This window comes from Paenarthrobacter sp. NPDC092416 (genome assembly GCF_044755025.1).
Classification (GTDB): Bacteria; Actinomycetota; Actinomycetes; order Actinomycetales; family Micrococcaceae; genus Arthrobacter.
Genome location: NZ_JBIVQG010000012.1, coordinates 151,151 through 168,977 on the forward strand (window position 1 = coordinate 151,151; position 17,827 = coordinate 168,977).

The following is a 17,827-nucleotide window of genomic DNA, read 5'->3' on the forward strand; positions in this document are numbered from 1 at the left end:
GTTTCCCCCTAGTTTCCGGCGCCCAAGGCGCCAACGGCAGTGGCCGCAGAAGAAGTCGAATAGCGGCTCACTGGACGTCCCAGTCCGAGCACATCGCGGAACGTACCGTCCTGAACAGGCGCCCGCAAGGAACCGCGGCGGCGAAGTTCGGGCAACACCAGCCGTGCGAGTTCGCCCAGCTCGACGTCCACATCGGCGGGGTGGAGACGAACACCGTCGGCCTCCCTTAGCAGCGGGTCCAGGAATTCCGTGAGATCGCCAGCTGAGCCGACAAAACGTGGCCGGCCGGCGTCCGCCGCAGTGCCGGCTTCCGCCGAATTGACTACGCGGGAGGCCGCAGCCTGCCCGCGCGAGTCCAGAACGACGTCGAGCTCCGCAATAATCGCCACCGAAGTACCCAGACGGGCCCGCACGTCGCGAACCTCAGCTGCGAGCAATTCGGGTGTCGGTGCGGAGACGAGCACGGCGTCAACGGCATGGGCCGAAACCAAGCCATCGCCCACGAGCGAGGACGCGGCGAGCACCGGAAGCTGTCCTTGCAGCGGCCTCGGAATGATGGACGGGCCCTTGACGGAATACGCGGGGCCAGCAAAGTCCGCGGTAGTTTCGAAGTCCGCGTAGTGCAGCTTGTCGACGTCGATGTACCGCCCTGTCGCGACGTCGCGGATCACGGCGTCGTCCTCCCAGGAGTCCCACAACCGGCGACCAACCTCGATCGACGCTGCGGCTTCCTGAGCCAGCGCTTCGCCGCTGACAAGAGAGCGTCCGACGGCGGCAGCGGCCTCGGGTGAGTGCGCTGCGGTGACGATCCACCCGGCACGGCCACCCGATACGTAATCCAGGCTCGCGAGCTGCGTGGAGATGTGGAACGGCTCCGTATAGACGGTGTCCACTTCCGGGACCACGGCAATGGTCCGCGTCACCGGCCCGGCAAAGGCTGCGCGCTGCAAAGCGTTGGTACGGCCGGCTTCCGGCGCATCCTTGAAGGTTGCCACATGGAAGCCTGCGGACTCGGCGGCGAGGACGGCTGCGGCAAGGTTCCGGTGCCCCGCGCCGTCTAGTTCGATGGCCAGGAATCCGGCCCTTTGGGGAGTGCTCACTTCTGGTCCTGACGTTCGTAGGGAATCTTCTCGCCGGCTTCGATGGCCACCGGAAGCCGGTTTTCGGCAGGCGGCAGCGGGCAGGTCGCGAGGTCGGTGTAGGCGCACGGCAGGTTGACGGCGCGGTTGAAGTCGAGTTGCACGGTCCCGTCCGCGGCGGGAACCACCGACAGCGAGCGGTTGGCCGCGTAGGTGGTCCTGCCGGAGGTTTGGTCCGTGAACAGCACGGACAGGGAGCCCGGGGCATGCCCATTGAACGCAGTGAGCGCCAGCTCTTGGCCGGCGAGCTTGAAGCGGATCTCGCCCGGTGCTTCGTAGACGTGCTGGATCCCCTCGACGGCGGCACCCACTGTGGTGGGGCGAGGAACCTCGAACGGAACGAACGTACCGGCCACCGCGAAGGCAGCGTTGGGCGTGTAGGCCGGTGTTCCCTGATACTCCCGCAAGAGGGCATTCGACGGGTTCCGCGGCCGCACGATGTATTCGCCGCCCCGCTTGGCAACCTCGATCACGGTGTCGCCCGAGGCCAGGTTGATGCCGCCGCGCTCCTCGATCGGCCCGAAGGCAAGCGGCTCGCCAATCTTCAACTCCACGCCGTCCCGCTGCAGGCTTTCGCCGGGTTCCAGGACAACGCGTACGACGTCGTCCTCCGCACTCCAGCTGCCCGGGACGCCTTCCAGCCGGGTTGCCTCGCTGCCCAGCCAGTGCAGGTGGGTCACGGCGAGAAATCCGTGCGGGTGGGCACGGTGGCGTTCGTGGGCGTCGTGCCATTCCTGCCAATTTTCTTCAAACGATTCCAAGGCTGTTTCAGTGTGCGTAGACATGTGCGTTGTCGCTCCTGTTGAAGGCGTGGTCGGCGGTGACGGTTGCTGCTGCGTCGGGTTCGGTTGCCCCGGCGGATTCCGGGCGGCCACCGAACGGATCGCTGGATTCCCACAGGGTGCTCGGTGCTGCGGCACGGACGGCCGGGATGACCTCCAGCGCGAAGCGTTCCAGGATTTCGAGCTGCTGTTCGAAGGGCAGGGTGGTGGGCAAGGAAATCGACTGAAGATCGTGGCCGTACAACGAGTGGTAGCTGAGGATCTTGTCGATGACCTGCTCCGGGCTGCCAACCAGGGCGGGACCTTCGGCGACGGCATGGTGGATGTCCCGGAACGGTGAGTTGTTCCCAGGGACATTGCGGCTGGCAGTCAGCCCTTCGTAAACAGGACCGTATTGGCGGATGGCCTCCTGGGTGGTGTCCGCGATGAACACTCCGCCGGCACCGCTGCCCGAGCCCAAGTACTGGTGCCGCGGATCGTGTCCATGGCGCTCGTATTCTTCGCGGTAGTGATCAATGAGGACCTTGTAGTTCTCGCGCGGCTGGATGGCGTTGGCCGTGAACAGCGGGTCGCCCCACTTGGCCGCGAGCGCAGCGGATATCAGGGTTGTAGCCGAGCCGTGCCAAATCCGGGGCGATCCCGCGAACGGGCGTGGCGTCGTCGTCGTTGGTTCGGTGAGCGCCGGCCTGAAGCGACCCGACCAGGTGACGCTTTCCTTGCGCCACAGCGCTCGGAGAAGGGTGTACTTTTCGGCAAGGAGCTCCCACTGGTCCTCCAAGGACAGGCCGAACAGGGGGTACTGGAGCACCTCGTTGCCCTTGCCGATCACCAGTTCCAGACGGCCACGGCTCAGTTGGTCAATCGTGGCGTAGTCCTCGGCCACGCGAACGGGGTCCAGGACGGACAGCACTGTGACACCGGTCTGCAGCCGGATGCGGCTCGTGACGGCGGCAATCGCTGCGAGGACCGTGGTGGGGGATGACGAGACGAACTCGCCGGCGTGGCGCTCTCCCACAGAGAAGCTGTCGAACCCGAGTTCCTCCGCCCGGCGGGCCGTTTCCACCACCTGGTTGAGACGGTCTGCGGTGGAGACGATCTCCCCGGTCACCGGATTTTTCAGGTGCGGGATGATGTCCAGAACTTGGAACTTCACTTGGCCGCCCCAGTTGGGGAAGCGCCGAACGTTTCTTCAGTGACGGTCTTGGATTCCGGAATGGCTTCCTCGGAGAGGCCCCAGCGTTCCAGGATCTTGGCGTAGGAGCCGTCCTTGATGGCGGAGTTCAAGGCGTCCGTGATGGCCGGGGCCAGTCCGTTGCCCTTGAGCGTGGTGGTCGCAACGAGGGTCTCGGCAGGCCAGCCTGCGTTGACCTTGCCCACTACCTTGAGGTCGTCGCGGGTGTTCTCGCGGTACGTCACCGACGGGTACGGCGCCAGGTTCAGGTCCGTACGGCCGGACGAGAGCGCCAGGATGGTGTCGGCGTCCGACGAGTAGTACTGAAGCGTAGCCGGGGCCTTACCCTTGGCCTCGAGTTCCTTGTTCCACGCCAGCAGGATCTTCTCCTGGTTGGTGCCCGAGCCCACGGAAATCTTCAGGCCGGAAATGTCGTCCGAGCCCTTGATGTCGTAACTGGAGCTTTTCTTCGCCTCGAAGCCCATGTACGCGGCCCGGTAGGTGGAGAAGTCGAACAGCTTCACGCGGGCGGCGTTGATGCCCACGTTGGAGAACACTGCCTCGAAATCGCCGGACTGCGTTTTGAGCGGCCAGTTCTCCCACGACGTCACTTGGAGGTCCAGCTCCAGCCCGAGTTTGTCAGCTACGAGCTGCGCGATGTCCACCTCGACGCCGATCGGCGTCTTGTCATCCGTGGCGTGGAAGGACAGCGGGATGGAACCTGCGGTGGTGGCCACCGTCAGCTTGCCATCCTTGGCGATCGCTGCGGGAACGACGCCTGCGGCAGCAGCGTCCTTCTCCGCGCGGATCCGGTTCTGGTCCACCGAAGTGTTGTAGACGATCCCGTTCTTCGCGGCTTCAGACTCTGGCTTGGCTGCCGACGCACCTGGATCGGAGCAGCCAGCGAGCGCAGGAAGTACGACGGCGGGGAGCACCGCGAGTGCCAAGAGCCGGGCTTTGGTGCGGGGCAGTTTTGATGACTTGGTGGCGGGGCCACGGGTGTCGGGGATGGCGGGGCCACGGGTGATGCGAAGCATGGAGGGTTCCTAGATGTTGAAAGCTGGTTCGATGACTTTGGAGAAGAAACTGCGCGTACGTTCCTCGCGGGGGTTGCCGAAAATTTCCTTCGGTGTGCCGGACTCCACGATCTGGCCTTGATCCATGAAGATCACGGTGTCCGCCACGTCACGTGCGAAGCCCATTTCGTGGGTGACCACGATCAACGTGGTTCCTGACGTGGCGAGCTCGCGGATCACGTCCAGGACTTCATTGACGAGTTCGGGGTCAAGCGCAGAAGTTGGCTCGTCAAAAAGCAGGATCTTGGGATCCAGTGCCAGCGCCCGGGCAATCGCCACGCGCTGCTGCTGTCCTCCGGAAAGCTGCCGAGGATAGGCGTCAGCGCGGTCTTTCAAGCCCACCCGGTCCAGGAGTTCCAGGGCTCGTTTCCGGGCCTCGGCCTTGGACCGTTTCTGCGCCACGACGGGTGCTTCGGCGACGTTCTCCAGTGCTGTGAGGTGCGGGAACAGGTTGAAGTTCTGGAAGACCATCCCGATGTTGGTCCGCTGCTTGAGGATGTCCTTCTCCCGCAGCTCGTGGAGCTTGTTCCCGCGGATCTGGTAACCCACCAGTTCGCCGTCGATGGTGATGTAGCCGCCGTCCACCTTTTCCAGGTGGTTGATGGTGCGCAGCAGCGTGGACTTGCCGGATCCGGACGGACCCACGATCACGGCTACTCCACCTGGCGGCACGGAGAGCGAAACACCCTTGAGGACCTCGGTGGCGCCAAAGGACTTGCGGACGTTGGTGATGTCCACCTGCCCGCGGGTAGCGGATGCGGCCGAAGCTGACGCGGCCGGAGCTGACGCGGCCGGGGCTGGCTCGTCCGAACGGGTCGCGGCCGGAGCGCTGGCCGAGGCAGCAGCGGCCGCCTGTGCCGCCGTCGTGGATTCTTTGCGCGCGGCGAGGATGCTCATCGGGTTTCCTTGGCTGGGACGTGGGTGGCGAAAAACTTCCGGGCCTTCTCCAGCGGAGTGAGCGGCAGGTTCCGGAGGGCGCCCTTGGAGAAGTGGCGCTCGATGTAGTACTGGAAAACGCTCAGCACCGAGGTGATCACCACGTACCAGAGCGTGGCGACCAGCAGTAGCGGCAACACCTGCTGGGTCCGGTTGTAGATGACCTGGACCGTGTAGAAGAGCTCCGAGTAGGCCAGCACATACACAATCGAAGTGCCCTTGACCAGGCCGATGATCTCGTTGAAGGCGTTCGGGAGGATGGCTCGCATGGCCTGCGGCAGCACAATCCTGGTATTCCGCTGCCATGCCGGGATGCCCAGCGCTGAGGCAGCCTCAAGCTGGCCCTGGTCCACGGAGAGGATGCCGCCGCGGATGATCTCCGCCGAGTAGGCCGCCTGGTTCAGCGTCAGGCCGAGCACTGCTGCGGCGAACTGGCTGATCAGCGTGGTGGTCTGTGCCTCGAAGAAGCGGACATCAGTAAAGGGGATGCCCAGGCTGATCTTTTCGTACAGGTAGCCAAGGTTGTACCAAAGCAGGAGCTGGACCAACAGCGGCGTGGAGCGGAAGATCCAGGAGAACGTCCAGGACACGGAGACCAGCAGGGGCGAAGCGGACAAACGCATGAGGGCCAGGATGAACCCCAGGACAAAGCCCAGCAACCCGGAGATGGCAGTGAGCTTCAAAGTCTCCACGAGGCCGTTGACCACTGACTGTGCAGTGAACCACTCTGCCACCACACCCCACTCCCAACGGGGGTTGGTGATCAGGGACCATGCCACGGCCGCGACACCGGCAGCCACCAGTACGGTGCCCACCCATCGCCAGGGATGCTTGGCGGGAACCAGTTTGTAGTCGGAATAGTCCGGGGTGGGCGGTACGGTCTCCGCCGTGGCCGGCGGTGCAATTGCACTCATGCGCCACCTCGTTTCAGATCGGTTGTTTGCTATCGGATGGCTGCCAATCTATGGGCGCTCCAAACCCCGCAGCAAGGCGGGAATTTGCACTTCTTCACCGGACTTCGCGCGGCTTCGCCGGAGTTCGTGCGGCGTCACAATGGTCGTCATCAGGCGCCATATGCGTCTCTTCTTTGCGCGGGTTGACGTGGCGTGACGTGCAGTGAACGGCGGTTACCAGCGCCTCGACCGGCATGCCCCAACCTCCCTAGATTGGGCATCACCAACCACTTTTCCAGGAGATCCCATGCCGCCAAGAGTTCCCGCCATCGCCTTCATTGGCGGCGGTCCGCGCACGGCCGGTGTCCTCGAAAGACTGGCCGCCAGCCGCCCGGAATTGTTCGACGCTCCGCTGCACCTCCACGTCATTGAACCGTACGAGCCTGGCTCCGGGAGGATCTGGCGCTATGACCAGAGCCCGGGCCTGCTGCTCAACTCCACCGCCGCGGACGTCACCATGTTCACGGACGCGTCCGTGGCATGCGATGGACCTTCCGTGGACGGCCCCGGCCTGGCCACGTGGGCGGCGGGCGTGCTCGACGGCACCATCGGCGACGTGCCAGCGCTGGAGCCACATCTGCTCGCGCAGCTTCGCTCGCTGACACCCACGTCGTTTCCCACCCGACAGCTGCAGAGCAAGTATCTTGAGTGGTTCTTCGGCAGGGCCGTACGCGCACTCGCCCCCGACGTCACCGTGACGGTGCACCGGGACACGGCGACCGCCGTCGTGCCGTCCCCAATCTTGCCCGCGGATGCCGGGGTCGACGCCGCTGCGCACCGTGTGCGGTTGGCTTCGGGCGCTGAGGTGGTTGCCGACGTCGTGGTTTACGCTCTGGGCCACACCGACTCTTTACATGACCCCGAATCCGCACGGCTCGCGGAGTTCGCCGCGCGGCACGGCGGGTTCCATGCGCCGCCGTCGTACACCACGGACGTCGACTACTCGGCGATCGGCGCCAGGCAGGACGTGATCGTATCCGGCATGGGGCTCGCGTTCGTGGACCTTTTGGTGCTGCTGTTCGAGGGCCGCGGTGGCCGGTTCGAGGAAAGGCCCGACGGCGAACTCGACTACGTGCCGTCCGGCGCGGAACCGCGGGTTTGGGCAGGGTCACGGCGGGGCGTGCCGTACCACTCCAAGATTTCCTCGGTCCTGCAGGGCGAAGCGATCGGCCGCCCGCGGTATTTCACTGCCGAGGCCGTTGACGGCCTCCTCGCAGAGCACCAGGAACTGGATTTCCGTACGCAGCTGTGGCCGTTGATCGCCAAGGACGCAGGCTATGCCTACTATCGCGAGCTGTTTACGGGCTACCCGTCACGGGTCCTGGGGACCTGGACCAGCTTCGAAGCGCGGTTCGACGCCGTCGACTGGTACAGCAGCGCGCGGGAGGAACTGGTGGCTTTCTCCGTTCCGGATGCCGCGCTGCGCCTGGACCTCGAAGCGCTCGACCATCCCTTGAGTGGTTGTGCCTTCGCGGACCACCAGGCCGTACAGCGTTCTGTCGCCGGGTACATTCAGCGCGACCTCGACCTCCGCACCAGCTCCGACCATTCCGAGACTCTCGCGCTGTTCACGGCACTCCTGTTCGTCTACATGGATCTCGGTCGACTGGTCCCGCAGGAGCGGCTCAACGCACGGTCACAGCAGGCGATTCACGGCTGGTGGCACGGCTTTTTCAGCTTTGTCGACTCCGGCCCGCCGCCGCACCGACTCCGTGAAATGCTCGCCCTGCACCGGGCCGGACTCTTGAAATTCCTGGGTCCTGGCATGTGGGTCCGCGCGGACGACTCCATGGGCCGGTTCGTGGCCGGCTCCTTCCAGTCGCCAGTGGTGGTGGATGCGTCCGCCTACATCGAGGCGCGGTTGCCTTCAGCGTCCGTGGAACGTTCGGCGAATCCCGCGTTGGCAGACCTGCACGACGCCGGCTGGGGCACCGAACAGCGGCTGCTCACTTCCGACGGCGCCCACTCCACCGGGAAACTGCTGGTCTCCGGGAATCACGAGATACTGTCCCCTGTTGGTACTCCACAGAGAGGTTTGTTCGCCGTGGGGCCTTGGACGTCCGGTTGGGGCGCGGGAGCGTTCGCCCGTCCCAACACCAATGCAGCACCCTTCCGGGAGAACGACGCGCTGGCGCGGAGAATCCTGGAAACCCTCGCCGCGGCCACCCACCCAACTGAGTCGCAGCTGAGCGCGTTTTGAGCCCCCAAAACGCGCACAAATGCTACCTACTTGGGCTCCACCTACGAGAGGCTTGACATGACAAGCACGCCCACCCGACCGGCATCGGGCCTTACCGTCCTCAGCCTGCCCATGCGCGATCCGCGCGTGCGACCGCTCCTGGACGAACTCGCCGTCGAATACGAAACCCGCTACGGAAACCTGTTCGGCGCGGGCGGAGCCGCCGAGGAACTGAACAGGTACCCGGCCGAGGAGTTTGAGGCGCCGAACGGTGCCCTCATCATCATTCAACAAGACGGCGAATCCGTGGCCGGCGGCGCATTCCGGCGCTACGACGAGCACACCGCCGAACTCAAGCGAATCTGGACCCACTCGGCCCACAGGCGCCGCGGACTTGCTCGTTTGGTACTCATCGAACTCGAAAATGAGGCCCGCCGCCGCGGATACCGGAAGCTTTACCTCACCACCGGTCCCCGGCAACCCGAGGCCAAGAACCTGTACCTTGCCACGGGCTACAAAGCGCTGTTCGACCTCGCCGCGGACCCCGAAGAAATCAAGCATTTGGCGTTCAGCAAGGATCTTGCCGTGCACAGCTAAGCTATGCGCATGGCCAACAAAACCACCGCTGAAAAACTCGCCACCATCCAGGAGGGTTACACCCTGGAGGGCGCAACGATTGAGTTGGGTGCCGCGATCGTGGACGGAGAAATCCACAAGGAGGCTCAGGTCCGCCTGCCGCTCGCCATGATGAACCGGCACGGGCTCGTGGCCGGCGCCACCGGTACCGGCAAAACGGTGACACTGCACATGATGGCCGAACAGCTCTCGACGGCGGGTGTTCCGGTTTTCCTCGCGGACATCAAGGGTGATCTGTCGGGATTGGCCACGGCGGCAACTGCCAGCGAGAAACTCACGGCGCGCACCGAAGCCTTGGGACAACAATGGCAGGCCAAGAACTTCCCCGTTGAGTTCCTCTGCTTGGGCGGAGACGGCAACGGTGTACCTGTCCGGGCCACGATCACCTCGTTTGGGCCCATTCTGCTCTCACGCATCATGGACCTCAACGACACCCAGGAATCGAGCCTCCAACTCGTCTTCCACTTTGCGGACAAGAACAACCTTGAACTGATCGACCTCAAGGACCTCCGCGCCGTCATTCAGTTCCTTACCTCCGACGAGGGCAAGGACGAGCTCGAAAATCTTGGCGGGCTTTCCAAAGCCACGGCCGGCGTCATCCTGCGCGAACTCGTCACGCTCGAGGCACAGGGTATGGAAAGGTTCTTCGGCGAGCCTGAATTCGATACCGCCGAGCTCCTCCGCACGGCCCCGGACGGTCGCGGCGTCATCAGCTGCCTGGAGCTCCCCACGCTGCAGACCAAGCCGATGCTGTTCTCCACTTTCCTGATGTGGCTGCTCGCGGACTTGTTCGAAGACCTGCCCGAAGCCGGCGACCTCGACAAACCCAAGCTCGTGTTCTTCCTGGACGAGGCACACTTGCTGTTCAATGGCGCGTCCAAGGCCTTCCTTGAAGCCATCACCACCACGGTTCGGCTCATCCGTTCCAAGGGTGTGGGCATCTTCTTCGTCACGCAGACACCCAAGGACGTTCCCGCCGATGTACTGGGCCAGCTCGCCAACCGTGTGCAGCACGCACTGAGGGCGTTCACCCCGGAAGACGCCAAAGCGCTCAAGGCCACCGTCTCCACGTTCCCCGTGAGCGACTACGACCTCGAAAAGACGCTCACCTCCGCCGGGATCGGCGAGGCCGTGGTCACCGTCATGAATGAGAAGGGTGCGCCGACGCCGGTAGCCCTGACGCGCCTCCGGGCTCCTGAATCCGTCATGGGCCCCAGCACCGATGACCTGGTTCGCAGCACGGTGGCAGCGTCCGCCCTTCTGGTCAAGTACGGCACCGCAGTGGACAACCTGTCTGCCTTCGAGAAGCTGAACGGCAACTCCGCCGCTCCTACCGGTGATGCAGCACCGGGGTTGCCGCCGGTCCCGGGTAGCTTGTCTGTGCCTGGAAATGTCCCCGGGGGTGGCTCGATTCCCAGCTCGATTCCCAGCTCGCAGAGTGATGTGGACGCCGAGGCCCGCCGCATCGAGGAAGAAATTCTTGGCCGCCCCAGCTCGCGTCCTGCTCCCACACCCGAGTCCTTCCCCGCCCCGTCGGCTCCAGCTCCTGCTCCGCAACAGGACGGCGGAATGTTCGGCGACATCGCCGGCGCCCTGGGTGGAGCACTCGGCGGCGGGCTCAAGAGCATGGTCCGCTCCATGGGAACGCAGCTGGGCCGCGACCTCCTCCGAGGCGTCTTCGGCACGTCCTCGCGCCGGCGCCGCTGACTCCCCGCGGTGTCGCTGGCGCCGCCGTTCGTGCCGTTTACGCCGCCGTTCGTGCCCGCCGTCGGCGCCGCCTTTCGGGCCGCCGTCGGCGCGGGCCGGGCTCCGCCAAGCACGACGGCGGCCTGCCGCGAGACGTCCCTTCCAACCGCCGTCGGGCCTCACCAAAGGGGTCTTAGTAGGTCACTACGGCGCCCACCTGCAGGGCGAACGGCCCGACGACGGGTAACGTAAAGGGCGTGCAGTTGAGTCAGGCATTCATCAAGACCGCAGCCGGATGGCTGCTCGGTCTAATGCTTGCTGCCGCCGGAGCGATCGTCTGCATCAACTTGGTGAGCGCCTCCGTGGCCAGTCCGCAACAGCCCGTAAGGGAGTATTTCGAGGCCCTCCAGAAGGGCGAGGGAGAAGAAGCGCTTGGCTTGCTGAGGGCCAAGGTTCCCAACGCCAACGCGGCGATGCTGGACGGCACGGCCCTCCAAACTGCGGCCTCGAAAATCTCCGATGTGAAGCTTGGCAACGCCGCTTCCCGTGGCAGCAACCGCGTCGCAGTCCCCGTGGATTACACCTTGGACGGCAACAACCTGCACACCGAATTCCTGATGGAACGGACCGGCACACAATGGTTGTTCTTCGGAAAGTGGGCCTTCGTGCCCACCACCCTGCCCACCATCGAGGTGACAGTGGTCAACTCCAGCGAAGCCGCGCTCAACGGAGTTCCCGTGAACATGCCCAATGGCCGCAATACCTTTGCAGTGTTCTATCCGGGCAAGTACGAGGCAAGCCTCAACGGCACCTTCTTCGAGGCCCCCGCGACGTCGGCGTTGGTTTCCAACCGCGACGGCGGCCAGGCACCCCTTAACCTGCAAACGCGCTCCACGAAGGCCATGAACGAGGCCGTAGCCGGCAAGGTCAGGGAATTCCTGGACACCTGCGCGGCTCAAGCCACGGAGCAACAGCGCCTCCAGCCGGACTGCCCGTTCTACCACGCCAGCAACAGCCGCGTGGTGGATGGCACCATCAAATGGGAGATCACTGAATACCCCAAAATCGTGATCGAGCCCTTCGGTGGCCAGTGGGTCGTGGCGCCATTGAACGGTAAGGCGAGGCTCACGGCCAGGGAAATCAACCTGTTCACCGGTTTCGTCAACGACCTCAACGTGGTCCACGATTTCAGCTTCACCACGCAGCTGGACACCAGCAACGACACCGTGACAGTCACGCCGCTCCTGACGTTCTAGCTGGACGGCCGACCCGTTACGGCCACGTTGGCGTACTGCCTCATGACCACACTGGCCCGGCCCGGACCCTTTCCAGAGGGGTCCGCGCCGGGCCAGTTTGTTCAGCGTGTTACCGCCTGATTGTTGCTTCTTTAGTCCATGCCGCGCAGGTCAAGCACCAGCTCGGATTCGCCGTCCGCCTGCAGGATGACCGGAATTCCCCAGTCCTGCTGGTACAGATGGCATGCTGCGTGGTCCGGGATTTCGCCGTCCTCAGTTTCAGGTCCGTCGCATGCTGCCGCGCGGGCGGTGATGTGCAGGATGCCTTCGGGTACATCCGGCGACAACTCCAGCGTCCGCAGCAGTCCCACGGATGTTCCGCCACCGGATACCAGCAACTCCGGCGGTGTGGAAGAAATCTTCAGCTGTGTGGGATCGCCCCAGCGGTCGTCCAGTTTCTGGCCGGTCGGCGCTTTGAAGCGGACAGCCAGTTCCACGGTGCCAGGGACCACTGGGCTCTTGGGACGATGCGTTTGCGACGCACCTTCGTCCACCTGCTGGGCTTCCTTGGGAATGGGAACCAGGACCAGCTGGTGCTTGTTTGACTCCACCACCACCAACAGCGGCTCACTGCCATCCACTTGGACCACGACGACGTCGCTCGGCTCTGCCAAGCCCCTGGCCAGAGTTGACACGGACTTGGTCGCGGGGTCGTAGCGGCGAACGGCACCGTTGTAGGTGTCGGCGATGGCTACTGATCCGTCGGGCAGGACGGTGACGCCCAGCGGGTGCTGCAAACGTGCCTCTGCGGCCTCCCCATCCCGGAATCCGAAGTCGAACAGGCCCTTGCCCACCGCCGTTTCCACTGTGACGCCGGAGTCACTGACTACCAGGCGCCGCAGCGCGGAGGTCTCCGAGTCAGCCACCCAGATGTTTCCCTCGGCGTCGATGGCCAACCCGGAGGACTGAGCGAACCAGGCCTCCTCGGCGACGCCGTCGAGCAAGCCCTCAAGACCCGAGCCGGCCAGGATGGAAACCTCACGGGTCAGCGGATCGAACGCGAAAATCTGATGGGTTCCCGCCATGGCGATGACCACGCGCTGCAGCTTCTCGCTCCAGACCAGGTCCCACGGGGATGACAGGGAAACTCCGTCACCGCGCCCGAGCACGCCAACATCCACTGCGTCGGCGGCGAAGTCGGCCGGACCGGCGTCGTGGTGTTTTGCGTCGTGGTGCTTTACGTCCTGGTGTTCAGAGCGGTGGTTTTCGGAGCCGTCGTGTTGGGACCACACTCCGGCGCCGGTCTCCGTAACGCGGGCCGGGCCGGCGTCGAGCAGCCGCTGGACTCCATTGCCTGCCACAGTCTGGACGTAACCGGAACTCAGCGTTACGCCGCGCAGGCGGTGGTTCACGGTGTCTGCCACTACGGCGTCGTAGCCGAGCTTCCACGCGAGCTCAGCAGGCAGCAGGGCCACTCCCTGCGGCTCGTTGAACTGCGCGATCTCGGCCTGTCCGTCCAAGTAGCCCTTGGTGCCGGAGCCGATGACGCGCTCCACGGTCTCAAGGTCCGGGCGGAGCTCTACCAAGCGGTGGTGACCGGAGTCGACCACCAGGTAGTTGCCATTTTCCAGCTGGGTCGCCTTGCCCGGGAATCGAAGAGTGCCCGACGTCGGAACCGGGGCCACGTACGGACCGTCACCACGGTGCAGGGTCCCCTTGGCTTCGTGCTCGGCAACGAGTTCTTCCAGGAGCACCGCGAGTCCGTCCGCGTGTCCTTCGCCGGACAGGTGGGCCACGATGTAGCCCTCTGGATCCACAACAACCAGGGTCGGCCAGGCACGGGCCGTATAAGCCTTCCATGTGGCGAGCTCTGGGTCGTCCAAGACCGGGTGGTGGATCTCGTATCGTTCAACAGCGGACGCCAGCGCGACGGGATCGGCCTCGTGCTCGAACTTGGGCGAGTGCACACCCACGGTCACCAGGACGTCGGAGTACTTCTCCTCCAGCGGGCGGAGCTCGTCCAGGACGTGCAGGCAGTTGATGCAGCAGAACGTCCAGAAATCCAGCAACACGATCTTGCCGCGCAGGGATTCAAGATCCAGCGATTTGCCGCCAGTGTTGAGCCAGCCGCGGCCCTCCAGTTCGGAGGCCCGGACCCGGAGTTGGGTGCGTACGGTTTCGCTCATCAGCGTCCTTCCAGCTTGGTTTTTGGTTCAGGGTGCCCGGCGGACCTGTCCTTGGGTGTTGCGCGGTCGGCCAGTTTGGCATCGCGGTCGGCGAGCCGGGCAAACATATCGTTATAAGCACTGAGTTCGGCGTCGTTATTCCTGTCAGCCGCGCGGTCGACCCGCCGTGTCTCCCGTTCATCCGATCGCGACCACATGACGGCGACGCCAATTGCGACCAGCAGCGTCGGCACTTCGCCGATGCCCCAAGCCACCGCGCCACCCAATTGCTGGTCCCCGATGGCCGACGGTCCCCACGCACGGCCGAGGTTTCCGAAGTAGTCCGCGGCCAGCAACCCGGTCCCACCCATGATCGCCACGCCGAAGAACGCATGGAAACCCATAGTGGCCAAGAGAAGCAGGAGGCGCATGGGATACGGAGCCCTGCGAGGCAGCGGGTCTGTTCCGATCATGCTCAGCACAAATATGTAACCGGTCAACAGGAAGTGCACGTTCATGAGCTCATGGCCCACGTGTTCACGCATGGCAAGGCCAAAGAGATCCGAGTAGTAGAACAGCACGATCGAACCAGCGAAGTTCGCAGCGGCGAACAGGGGGTGCGTCACGAGCTGCGAGAACTTGGAGTGAACGAACAGCAGCAGCCACTCGCGCAAGCCGCGGGATCCATGGGAACCTTCGCCGCGGGCCGGCAATGCACGCAGAGCCAGCGTCACGGGCGCCCCGAGGACAAGGAAGATCGGCGCAACCATGGTCAGTGCCATGTGGTCCACCATGTGCGCAGAGAACAACACACGGCCATACACCGCGGGAGGGCCTGAGGTGATGTAGGTCAGGACCACCAGGCCGATCAGCCAGTTCACTGTCCGGAACCACGGCCATTTGTCGCCGCGCTTCCTGACTTTGATCAGACCCAGGATGTACGTCACAGCGCCGAACAGCGCGATGCCTACCCATAGCCAGTCCAAGCGCCATTCGGTAAGCCACCGTTCGGCGTTGAGCTCGGGGGGAAGCTCGTAGCCCGAGAGAATAAAAGCCGGCGAAGCGTCGGGCGCGTAAGTGGTGGACTGAGGCGGTGCCGAGCGTCCCAACGCTACGGCGAGTCCCGACGTCGCGCCCATCACCAGCAGCTCAACCAGGACCAGTTGCCACAGCACCCGCCGGGCGGACATGGAACCGTTCTTTCCGAGCTGCGGGATGACCCATTGACGGTGCATGAAGCCGATGCCGCCCAAGACCAACGTGGCCAATGACTTGGCGAGGATGAGCTGGCCATAGGCCGAACCGAAGAGGTCATTGATGCTCGTGACCCGGATGGCCGCATTGATGACGCCCGAAGCAAACACCAGAACGAAGGCGAACCCGGCCAGTGCCGAGAAGCGGCGGAGCGTCTGCTCAGTGATGTCACTGATGCCGGAGCCCCTGGAGCCCGTGAGGATGCCGGACAGGACAGCCAGCATGATGACTCCGCCAACCCATGTTGAAACCCCCACCAGGTGAAGGCCCAGGGAGTTGATGGCGCCCTCATGGTCGCTGGAACTGGAGGAGTGGCCAATCAGCGCCGTGGGAACGAGCCCAATCAGAGCGAGCAGCAGCGTGAACGCCAGCCCCGTCAATGACCGCACGCCGAACAGCGCGGTGGTCACCACCGCAGCGATGATCGTGACGGCGAGCCACGCCTTGCCCGTTTCAATGTCCGTCATGAAGTACACGAGCGAGCGGGTGAACTCTGCGTCGCCGGAGAGACCCTGACCTGCGACGTCGGCATAGGTCGTCACCAGAACAGCGACGGCGGACAGTGTCCACGCTGCGCCCGCGGCCGCCGCGACGGCAAGCGCGCGTGCGAATGCGGGATGCTCCGGCGCCTCAACGTCCTTATCACGGGACCGGGAGCCACCGATGTTCTTGGGCAGGATGCCCACCGCGAAGATCAAGCCGCCGATGACTGTAGCCAACGAGACATTGTGGAGCGCTTTTGCGAACGGAAGCCCCCACCGGACGAAAGCACCCGGGTCAGAGACCTGCCGCGCTGCTGCTGCTCCAGAGAAGATCAGAGCCAAGGCCAAAGCGACGAAGAGTACAGCGAGTCCGGCCAACTGCCATGGAACGGAAATTCCCGCAGCTGTAGCGCCTCCCCGTGTTTCCGGCTTGGGAGCAGGCGAAGGGGCAGTTGCGGAACTTCTAGCTGATGGCACCTATCCATTGTCCGTTACCCGCGCCCGGGCTGCGAATCGAGCGCACACATGGGGAGGGGAAGTGGGTTCGTGGCGGACCTTGGCCGACTGCGTTGGCGGCGTGTCCGGCGTCTAAAGGCAGAAGGCTCGCTACTTGCAGAAAGGAGGGGTAAAGCAGAAGGGACAGCAACCAGCAGGTTGCCGTCCCTTCCAGGCGTTCGCCGAAGTGGAATTACTTCTTCTTGGCGACAGCAGCCTTCAGCTTGGAACCAGCGGTCAGCTTGACGCTGTGGCCGGCTGCAATCTGGATGGTCTCGCCGGTCTGCGGGTTGCGGCCGGTGCGGGCTGCACGGTCGGTGCGCTCAACTGCGAGCCAGCCCGGGATGGTGATCTTCTCGCCAGCGGCAACAGAAGTCTCGAAAACTTCGAACAGTGCATCGAGCACGGAGTTGACGGCTGCCTGGCTGGTGCCAGCCTTGCCTGCTACCTCTGCAACGAGTTCACTACGGTTCTTAGCCATTTACGTCCTCCTGGACTAATACGTTTTTGAGCCTGCAAGCGGAACGCAAGCAAGCCACTGCTCGAAAACTTACCAGCTTGCACTGGCTAGGCCAGCAAATTCCGCGTGTTTCCGCGCTTTTTTGACCAAAATCACCGGAAATTCAGGGTTTTTGGGCCTTGGACCTGTCCATGGCGTACCCTTTGGCCTGCTGCAGTCCGCACTCAGGCTGCACTGCGCACGTGCGGGATCAGTAGAGAATCCTTTGATAAAGGGCGTGGTCCTGCCAGATGCCGGCGATCTGGAGATAGGCAGGTGCCATGCCAATCTGCTCGAATCCTGACCGTTCCAGAACCGTCTGGGAAGCGACGTTGTGCAACAAGGTTGCCGCCTGGATACGGTGAAGACCCAGCTCGTCCCTGGCTATGGAGAGGACGGCTTGCACCGACGACGAGGCGATGCCGCCCCCGGTACTGGCTTCGTCGATCCAGTAGCCCAGATGAGCGCTCAGAAAAGGGCCACGAACGATCCCCGTCAGGGTAATCATGCCGATGATTCGGTCTTCCTCCACGACCACCCATGGCACCTCGCTGCCAGCGGTCTGAAGCATCAGCTTGGATTCGATGACGGACCGTTGACCCGCTTCAGAAAAGAACTCCGGCTTCCGCTCCGGCTCCCACGGCGCCAGATGCTCTGCGTTCCGGCGATATGCAGCATCCAGCGGAGCCGCGTCGGCAAAGGCGAGCCCGCGGATCCGTAGGGTCCCGGGCCGTACGCCGGCAGCAGGAATGTCCAGGTTTCGGTTGAGGGTCATTCGGAAACTCTAATGCGCCCGTTGGTGGTTAAATGCGAGAAGCCCCGGTGGTGGGCCGGGGCTTGGGGTGTTTGGTGGTTAATGTGGGAGACCCCCCAACCGTGTGGTTGGGGGGTCTCGACCGAATGGTTGTCCGGCGGTGTCCTACTCTCCCACACCCTCCCGGGTGCAGTACCATCGGCGCTGTGGGTCTTAGCTTCCGGGTTCGGAATGGGACCGGGCGTTTCCCCCACGCTATGACCGCCGTAACCTTGTTACCCGTCCCCCGTGCCACGGTGTGGTGGGGGTGGGAAGTATGTGTGGTTACAACTGTGGTGTTGTTATAACGGTGTGGTTATAACTGTGGTGTTGTTATTCAGTTGTG

Annotated in this window: 14 protein-coding genes and 1 rRNA gene; 4 read left to right on the forward strand and 11 right to left on the reverse strand. The window is 64.0% G+C overall.

The window, feature by feature from the left end:
• Positions 1-8 precede the first annotated feature (8 nt).
• The 6 genes from ACIQC5_RS19550 to ACIQC5_RS19575 are packed head-to-tail and all read right to left on the reverse strand — an operon-like array spanning position 9 to position 6,018.
• Positions 9-1,100 carry an LLM class flavin-dependent oxidoreductase gene (locus ACIQC5_RS19550; RefSeq protein WP_400286191.1) on the reverse strand — a complete coding sequence of 364 codons (1,092 nt, stop codon included), beginning with the start codon at positions 1,098-1,100 and terminating at the stop codon, positions 9-11.
• Positions 1,097-1,924 carry a DUF1684 domain-containing protein gene (locus tag ACIQC5_RS19555; RefSeq protein WP_400286194.1) on the reverse strand — a complete coding sequence of 276 codons (828 nt, stop codon included), beginning with the start codon at positions 1,922-1,924 and terminating at the stop codon, positions 1,097-1,099. The genes ACIQC5_RS19550 and ACIQC5_RS19555 overlap by 4 nt, the downstream gene beginning before the upstream one ends.
• Positions 1,908-3,074, reverse strand: a complete 1,167-nt coding sequence (locus ACIQC5_RS19560) for an LLM class flavin-dependent oxidoreductase (RefSeq protein ID WP_400286197.1) — start codon at positions 3,072-3,074, stop codon at positions 1,908-1,910. The genes ACIQC5_RS19555 and ACIQC5_RS19560 overlap by 17 nt, the downstream gene beginning before the upstream one ends.
• Entirely contained in the window at positions 3,071-4,129 is a 1,059-nt protein-coding gene (locus ACIQC5_RS19565; RefSeq protein WP_400286200.1) for an ABC transporter substrate-binding protein, read from the reverse strand. The genes ACIQC5_RS19560 and ACIQC5_RS19565 overlap by 4 nt, the downstream gene beginning before the upstream one ends.
• A 9-nt stretch (positions 4,130-4,138) precedes the next feature.
• On the reverse strand, positions 4,139-5,065 hold the full coding sequence (locus ACIQC5_RS19570) for an amino acid ABC transporter ATP-binding protein (RefSeq protein ID WP_400286203.1): 927 nt from the start codon (positions 5,063-5,065) through the stop codon (positions 4,139-4,141).
• Positions 5,062-6,018 carry an amino acid ABC transporter permease gene (locus ACIQC5_RS19575; RefSeq protein ID WP_400286206.1) on the reverse strand — a complete coding sequence of 319 codons (957 nt, stop codon included), beginning with the start codon at positions 6,016-6,018 and terminating at the stop codon, positions 5,062-5,064. The genes ACIQC5_RS19570 and ACIQC5_RS19575 overlap by 4 nt, the downstream gene beginning before the upstream one ends.
• A 286-nt stretch (positions 6,019-6,304) precedes the next feature.
• Here ACIQC5_RS19575 and ACIQC5_RS19580 point away from each other — a divergent pair, with 286 nt between their 5' ends.
• From ACIQC5_RS19580 to ACIQC5_RS19595, 4 genes are all read left to right on the forward strand, one after another.
• On the forward strand, positions 6,305-8,257 hold the full coding sequence (locus ACIQC5_RS19580; RefSeq protein ID WP_400286209.1) for an FAD/NAD(P)-binding protein: 1,953 nt from the start codon (positions 6,305-6,307) through the stop codon (positions 8,255-8,257).
• A 57-nt stretch (positions 8,258-8,314) separates the two neighbouring features.
• Entirely contained in the window at positions 8,315-8,833 is a 519-nt protein-coding gene (locus ACIQC5_RS19585; RefSeq protein WP_400286212.1) for a GNAT family N-acetyltransferase, read from the forward strand.
• Between the two features lie 9 nt (positions 8,834-8,842).
• Positions 8,843-10,579, forward strand: coding sequence for a helicase HerA-like domain-containing protein (locus ACIQC5_RS19590; protein ID WP_400286214.1), 1,737 nt, complete (start codon positions 8,843-8,845; stop codon positions 10,577-10,579).
• Positions 10,580-10,821: 242 nt separating this feature from the next.
• A complete protein-coding gene (locus ACIQC5_RS19595; RefSeq protein ID WP_400286246.1) occupies positions 10,822-11,814 on the forward strand; it encodes a hypothetical protein in 993 nt (330 codons plus the stop codon).
• 131 nt (positions 11,815-11,945) lie between these two features.
• Here ACIQC5_RS19595 and ACIQC5_RS19600 read toward each other — a convergent pair whose 3' ends face one another.
• From ACIQC5_RS19600 to rrf, 5 genes are all read right to left on the reverse strand, one after another.
• On the reverse strand, positions 11,946-13,979 hold the full coding sequence (locus ACIQC5_RS19600) for an NHL domain-containing thioredoxin family protein (protein WP_400286217.1): 2,034 nt from the start codon (positions 13,977-13,979) through the stop codon (positions 11,946-11,948).
• Complete coding sequence (locus tag ACIQC5_RS19605) at positions 13,979-16,171, reverse strand: cytochrome c oxidase assembly protein (protein ID WP_400286220.1); 2,193 nt, start codon at positions 16,169-16,171, stop codon at positions 13,979-13,981. The genes ACIQC5_RS19600 and ACIQC5_RS19605 overlap by 1 nt, the downstream gene beginning before the upstream one ends.
• Positions 16,172-16,382: 211 nt before the next feature.
• The gene (locus ACIQC5_RS19610) at positions 16,383-16,670 is read right to left on the reverse strand and encodes an HU family DNA-binding protein (protein WP_011776355.1); all 288 of its coding nucleotides are present in this window, start codon (positions 16,668-16,670) and stop codon (positions 16,383-16,385) included.
• A 229-nt stretch (positions 16,671-16,899) separates the two neighbouring features.
• Entirely contained in the window at positions 16,900-17,463 is a 564-nt protein-coding gene (locus ACIQC5_RS19615; protein WP_400286224.1) for a GNAT family N-acetyltransferase, read from the reverse strand.
• Between the two features lie 131 nt (positions 17,464-17,594).
• Positions 17,595-17,711 (reverse strand): 5S ribosomal RNA (rrf, locus tag ACIQC5_RS19620).
• Positions 17,712-17,827 lie beyond the last annotated feature (116 nt).